This is a genomic window from Desulforhopalus sp. IMCC35007 (assembly GCF_005116575.1).
Lineage (GTDB): Bacteria > Desulfobacterota > Desulfobulbia > Desulfobulbales > Desulfocapsaceae > Desulforhopalus_A.
Window position 1 is genome coordinate 365,597 of the sequence record NZ_SWCN01000003.1, and the last position, 6,900, is coordinate 372,496.

The 6,900-nt window shown below is 44.8% G+C and carries 4 protein-coding genes; all 4 read right to left on the reverse strand.

Annotated elements, in window-relative coordinates:
- Nucleotide 1: 1 nt before the first annotated feature.
- Complete coding sequence (locus tag FCL48_RS05085) at nt 2–1,585, reverse strand: formate dehydrogenase subunit gamma (protein WP_136871159.1); 1,584 nt, start codon at nt 1,583–1,585, stop codon at nt 2–4.
- On the reverse strand, nt 1,575–2,780 hold the full coding sequence (locus tag FCL48_RS05090; protein ID WP_136871160.1) for a cytochrome C: 1,206 nt from the start codon (nt 2,778–2,780) through the stop codon (nt 1,575–1,577). The genes FCL48_RS05085 and FCL48_RS05090 overlap by 11 nt, the downstream gene beginning before the upstream one ends.
- Nucleotides 2,781–3,822: 1,042 nt before the next feature.
- Entirely contained in the window at nt 3,823–4,470 is a 648-nt protein-coding gene (locus tag FCL48_RS05095; RefSeq protein ID WP_240744746.1) for a response regulator transcription factor, read from the reverse strand.
- Nucleotides 4,471–6,441, reverse strand: a complete 1,971-nt coding sequence (locus FCL48_RS05100; RefSeq protein ID WP_136871161.1) for a CHASE4 domain-containing protein — start codon at nt 6,439–6,441, stop codon at nt 4,471–4,473.
- Nucleotides 6,442–6,900 lie beyond the last annotated feature (459 nt).

Sequence of the window (6,900 nt, forward strand, 5' to 3'; positions counted from 1 at the left end):
CTCAATCAATTGAGCGGTCCTCTTTCTCTAGTCTTTTTAATTTTTCCTGTTTCATAAGATCAGGATCGAACATGGTAGGCAGATAGAAGTCCATATACCTGCTGATCATGTCCGCCACTTCTGTTCTGTACAGGCTCTCCGCCCTAGTGGTGGTATAGCCCACTGCTTTCAGGTCTACATACCCGTTTTTACTGTGGCATTCCGTACACTGTAATGGTTTTCTCGAGATGTCCTTATGAAGAATAACCTTCGCCCTTGCCTGTTCCGTAGGCGTCAGTCTATTTTTGCCGGCCATGTACTCCTTGGCGAATTGTTCGTTGGTTGATTGGTCCAGACGCCTGGGTTCCGCCGAGCTTGAGGACGTCAAAACCGGAACAAGCCGCGCACCGTAAACACCATTATCTCCTTCAATCTCTGTGACGACCTTTTCTGTCCAGTTGTCAAACCAGGCGTAGTGCACCTTGCCACTTACATCCTCCCGGCGTACATGGCAGGTTTCACAGGCCATAAAATAGTTATGCATATTTAAAAAAGACCGAATATCTGGTGCTTTCCCATGGGGGAAAGTACCATGGCAGGTCACGCAGATAGGCGGATTGGCAATTTGCAGTTTGACCGTCTGATCCATATTATGAAAATGATTGGATGTTTCTTGCTGTTTGGGCTTATTGATAAGTTTTTCCAGCTCACTCCTCTGTTGCATCGCCGCTTGCGCATCTCCCTGATAGTTGGGTGGAAAATATAAAATCTTCACCAATAAAAAAGAGACAACGGCAAAAAAGAAGATAGAGGCAAGGGAGATAAATTCTCTAAAGCTCTGAACGAAACCCTTCTTACCAGCCAATTGGCCAATTTCACCATGCTCTTTACTGTCATCAACAGGGGCAAGTTTTCCTTCTTTAACCAAGCGAGCATATTGAAGATAATGTTCCTCTTTTAAATGATGGGCGGATATTTTACCGTCAATCCAAGTATTGTTCATGGGGAACTGTCCCGGCTTCCAGTGTACTGCATAGAAATGCCAGACAATGATGGCAAGGGTCGCCAGAATGGCTTCCATGCCATGGATAAGGATCGAAAGATCAAGGATAAATTTACTCCAGTAACCCTCCGACCAGAGAAAAATCCCGGTGACTGAAATAATTACAGTCCCAGCAACAAGCGCCCAGTATTCTGCTTTCTCCCGGTAATCAAAACGCTCAAATTCCGGTGGTCTTGGCCGTATACCAATGTAATAAGCAATGTTTGCGAAGACATCTTTTATGTCTTTAAAGGTTGGGAGCATGTCAATAAAAAAGGCTCGGCCCTGTTTGGACGCACCCAGATAAACCATGTGATAGAGAGCGGTCAGGATCATGGCAACTCCAGCGACACGGTGGATAAGGCTACGGTAGTAAAAAATCGTCTGACCGTATTTACCGAGTTTTACTATTGCCTCCTCTGGTATCCGCAGCATATAGCCGGTAATGACCAGGATAACAAAGGTGAGAAAGGTGAGAAGATGCTGGATCCTTTCCTGTTTATGCAGACGAATGATCTCCGTTGGCAGGGACTCGCTTGTTGTCACTTTCTCATTATTTATCATGACCAGCCCCCTTATTATTTTTCCGAATTTTAACAGCTCTATAAAAATCCATCATCTGGTGGATTAGCATCCCACCAATTACCACCGTTATCAGGAGAGTATAAATATATTTCACCAGCATTAAGATCTTCCATTGGTTACGTTGCTGCTCATTGAGACTGGTTAAATCTTTTTCTTCTTCCGACATCATCTTGACAAAACTATGGTTTGTCTTCCCTACCGTAACACCCGCCTCCGGAGGTTCACCACTCATCAAGGCCATGGCAGTTTCTTCAAGCCCTAGACCTTTCTTGTGTATCTTGCCAGACGAGAAAGAGGCGACCGCATTCGGGTGACAAATTTGCGTCCCGTTCTGGTTGCTGCAGGTTTGCTGCAGGTTTTGGGGGTGCACTGGAGATACGGAGGCCTGGGTTGTTGCCATTGAATGAATCGTATAACCTACCGGTGCATGGCAACTGAGGCAATCCGGCGCATTTACGTCACCATAAAGTACCCCCTTCCAATGAAAGGTGTCCTTGTAGTTATCAGTCGTCACCAGCCCATGGCGCATCATTTTTTCTTCATCCTGATGGCAGAGAAGACACAGTTTTACAGTTTCCAAAGAGGTCTTGGAGCGGTGTAGTCGATGACTGAAGTGCTGGTAAAACCGATTAGCCCATTCCTTTTCACTATGGCAACCTATACATCTCCTGAGAGCATCAGCCGAAACACCAGCTTCCTGGTTTAGAACACCAGTAACCGGCTGTAAAACCGTATTGATATGACAATCGGTACATTTGGGCATGTCCTCTTCAAACTTTTTTGGATTGTCTTCTGTTCCCAGACCATGCACACTTGCATTCAGTTCACCATAGATGTTGCCATGGGAAAACTCCCTGTCGGTTGAAGGTTCTTTGATGTGACATTTGGTCGAACAATTCACCTTGGCGATATCGGCATGGGGGATTTTGTCAAGATTCAGATGACAATTTCTGCAAAGGATCTTTCCATGTACGGAATTTTTGTATTTATTATTGCCAACGTAGAAGAGACGAAGACGACCGGTCTTCTGATCTATCCTGGCCAACCCCGGATACTTGTGACAGATGAGGCAACCCTCCTCGTCTGCAGCGATTACTCCGGAGGGATTCGTCATTACGAAAAGCGTGAACATGCACAGCAAAGAACGTATACTCATGCTTAAATGTATAGTCATCACCCCACCTCAACCAGTATTTGAATATCTTTTGGGCCAACCATGAAGATCTGTTTTCCTGGTTAGCCTTCGCTGTATTTTGATGATGTCGGAAAAAACCTCCCCGTGAGTGAGTACAAATGCTTTATACTACAGACACTTAATGTGAAAGTTAGGTTCTGTGTTTTTTTAAACCGTGCATATGCATTTTATATAAAAATCATACATCTATTTAATAGACAAAAAAGAGGGATTTCCCTACTTATGGGCCACCAAGTCCCTCTATCCAGTAGTTCTCTTATCATGCGCATTTTATCTTAACTGGAGGCGAGCCACTTAATCCATGGGTAACACAACATTTTGTAGTTACTTAATCTTGACAAGCCTTCTCATGGAAGAAATTCGGGCTATTTCCATTCAGGATATTGTTTTTTCTTTATACGGGAAGAAAAAGTCTGGCTGTAACAGGAAGAACAACCTGCTTCATTACATATAATTCAATCTTTCATGACATTTTGATGACGTTGTAACAAGAATCCATCGCTTTTCTATCAGGCTGTTTTCATCATCATTGTTGAAAATCGAACGAGGGTATATCAACTGGTCATTACGACCAGTATGGCGGGTAGTCGTTCAACGGAATGGTGATAGTGGTGGTACACCCTGATGTTGTAAACACTAAAGGGTAAGTGACATCAAGAAGACAGCAAATGCTCTAGTTTTGCGCAAGCGGTTCGACGAGCTATAGTATGCCTATAAAGTGCGACGTGACCACCTGCAGGTGTCGCAAACTCCGGTGGGATGCTGCTGGACGGTTACAGAGACTCAATGACTGGTTATGAACCAAATGCGAGACACCATTGATTAATCAGTACTTTGGAAAAACTATAAAAGATCTGCAGGATGCAACTCCATTAAACGGAAGGTCAAGTCGGGACTCAGTTCAGTATCCCCTGAGGGGGTGTAATCGTGCATTCAAGCTATTAATATTAAAATCTTTCTCTATTTTCTTGTTTTTTATATCCCTCTAGGAGATACGTGAATGGTTTGCAGAAGTAAGACACTAAAGCCCTGTTAACCCTTCACGGATTGCATACTTTACCAGACCAGCGACGGTGTTTATCTGCAGCTTGTCCATGATCCGCCGCCTTCTACCTTCAATAGCCTTTACACTTACAAAGAGCTTATCGGCAATTTCTCTAGTTGCAAAGCCTTCAGCAATCAACTGAAGTACTTCGCGTTCTTTTGTTGTGAGGGGTTCTTGTTTTGTTTGGGCGACAAGCTGCCGACGGTAATCATTCACCACCGTGCCAGCAATTTGGGGACTAAGATAGGTTTGCCCATTATGGACGGCATCAAGGGCCAGTTTGAGTTCCTGGAAGGCGCATTCTTTGAGGAGAAAACCGTAAGCACCTGCTTTCAGGGCTCCAGCAATAAAGCGTTTGTCGGAATGCATGGACAGAACTATGATTTTACAAAATGGCATCTCCTCAATAATGGAACTAGTGGCATCGATGCCGTTCATCTCCGGCATACTGAGGTCCATAATGATGATATCCGGCTTTTCCCGACGAGCGAGCTTAATGGCTTGTCGGCCGTCGCCGGCCCGACCAACGATTGCGTAACCGGAGAGTCCCTCTATAAGCGAACAGAGGCCATCACGGACGATTTTATGGTCGTCTACCACAAGAATTTTAACCGCCATAGTCATTTATTTGCCCTTTTCAGAGCGATCCTCCTGAATGGGAAGTGTCAAAGTTATCGTCGTCCCCTTACCCTTTCCTGAATCGATGACAATTCTACCACCAATGTTCATTGTCCGCTCGCGAATGCTGAACAGACCAAAGCCACTGCTGGGATTTTCCAAGTCACTCATCCCCAGACCATTATCAGTTACAGTCACCTGAATATCCTTACCCTCGCAAGAAACCCTCACCTCAGAACTATCTGCCTCGGCATGACGAACGACATTGATAAGCAACTCACGTATCGTGCGAAAGATAAGGGCCAAAAATGCGGCAGTAGCACTTTTCGGGATTACGCCGCATTCAACAAAGATTCCCAACCCATATTTCTTCTGGAATTCTTCGGCCAACCATTCAAGAGCAGCCTCAAGTCCAAGTTCGTATAGAACGGGTGGACTCAGTTCAAAGGTAAGTGTCCGAACATCCTGCACTGTCTGGTCTACGATTGAAGCGATTTGTTGCAGCTTTTCCCGGTTTGTTTCATCTGCTAAAGAGAAAATAAGAGCGTCTACATACATCTTGACAACTGACAGCGACTGGCCAATCTGGTCATGGAGGTCGGAGGCAAGTTGGCGCCGCTCCCTATCTTCCATTTCCATGAGTTCCGAAGAGAGTGCCCGTAGCCGACGCCTATGTTGTTTGAGTTCAATTTCGTTTTTTTTGCGTACCTCAATTTCATCCTTTAGTGCACTGTTGGTTTCAAGGAGCTCCTTGGTGCGCTTATTGACCTGTTTTTCCAGATCCTCCTGGACCTTGTGCAGATTTCCCTCAATCTTCAGCCGCGCTTTAATCTCTCTGACAAGAATGGTGTTGAGTTGACGACGGGAGGCCGCCTGCTGGGTAATAAGATTTTTCTGGTGTTTTTCGGTCTGCTCAAAACCGGCGATCATCGAGCGGAGATCATGGCCTAACTTGGAAAATTCATCGGTACTAAAACTTTGTAACATTGGATATTTGCGCCTTTCTTTGGGGTTTTTCAGCATCGATTTATCAATAAGTCCCCGAAATGTCGAGGTCGCGGTCCTGATCTTCATTTTATAAAGAAGCAGGAAAAGAAGCAGGGTGAAAAAACCTATTATACTGTTTGAGATGAGAACGTAATTAAGGATGTCTCTGGTATGGGAGGTGAGTAGCCGGTCAGTATGCACCTCAAGCAACCATTGTGGACTACCAAGGTAATCTGCCAACAAACTGTATGCTGCTATGTCAGAGGCTTTGTAATGTAGGATAAAAGGATTTTGAGGGCCAAAAGCAGAAAGATCAATCGGGATCTTGGCAAGAGATTTTTGATCATCAAGATTGATAAACCGGCAGTTGACCTTGGTCTGCTCTCGCAATTTTGTAATCACACGCTCAGTGAGCAGACGGCCAAACATCAGCGTCCCGACGATGGGACCCATATTTTCACTGCTGACAATGGGGTGAGAGGCAATCAACATCACTCCGCGAGTTGTTTTTTGAAGTCCGATGACAGCACTATTCACCTCTTTGTGGCGCAGAAGCGGATGGGTAGGGGGCAAGCCGGTTGGCGGCAATTCTTCCAGTTGAATTGGCTGTCGTGTTTCAAGGTCAAGGGCCCTGCTCCAAGCCAGCGAACCGTCGAGACGGAAGATAAAGAGTACATTGAACCCACTGTCAATCAGCGTGGAATCTAAGAGATTCGAGGTGATATATTCCGGATTCCGATCCTTAATAAATTTATAGGTATCATCCCAGGCAGCCCAGTCATGGGCAACGTTGGCCAAGACCTCTGTTTCTCTCAACAAGGCCTCAACAAAACGTGCCATTTCTTTGTTGATCAGGGCTCGTTCTACCTGGGCATGCTTGGGAGTGACAATCCACTTAATCATAAAGTAGTTCGCCACCGAATAGATGAGAACCAGAAGGAGCAGACTCAGAACAACTCGCCCAGGTATAATCTTAATAAATGAGGACATAGCGTCGTTAAACAGTGAAAAGAAGTCCGCTTTCAATTCTATATGATTAAATGGCAGGGAAATAGTTACATCCCATCCCCATACCGCTCCTATCTACTGGAGCAATCAATCATTTTGCAATTTTCTCAAAGTACTTCGTAAAGTCATTGTTTAATCCGGCAAATACAATTGTTGATAATTTTCTATATTACCTTAACTGACAAAAAACTCTCTAACATTTAATACACCCATTCGGTCGTAACTGGCAGAAAAAGTAGAAGGTACCTCAAAATATTAAATTTCTTTCCGCCCATCTCAGGCAGTTCAGCAGGTAAATAGAAGTGGTCTCGCTTTTTAGACCACCACTTGGCTGTTTTTAGATATGACGCATAGTTTCAGATCTGTTTCCACACCCCTTCCCCGCGGGGAAGGGGTGACTTCGTTTTTCAAGCCGCTAAAAATAATTTTTTACTATACACT

Excerpts from the sequence above, each read along its gene's own strand:
- FCL48_RS05085 (WP_136871159.1), bottom strand. The coding sequence starts at position 1,585 with ATGATAAATAATGAGAAAGTGACAACAAGCGAGTCCCTGCCAACGGAG.
- FCL48_RS05100 (WP_136871161.1), bottom strand. The coding sequence starts at position 6,441 with ATGTCCTCATTTATTAAGATTATACCTGGGCGAGTTGTTCTGAGTCTG.
- FCL48_RS05095 (WP_240744746.1), bottom strand. The coding sequence starts at position 4,470 with ATGACTATGGCGGTTAAAATTCTTGTGGTAGACGACCATAAAATCGTC.
- FCL48_RS05090 (WP_136871160.1), bottom strand. The coding sequence starts at position 2,780 with ATGACTATACATTTAAGCATGAGTATACGTTCTTTGCTGTGCATGTTC.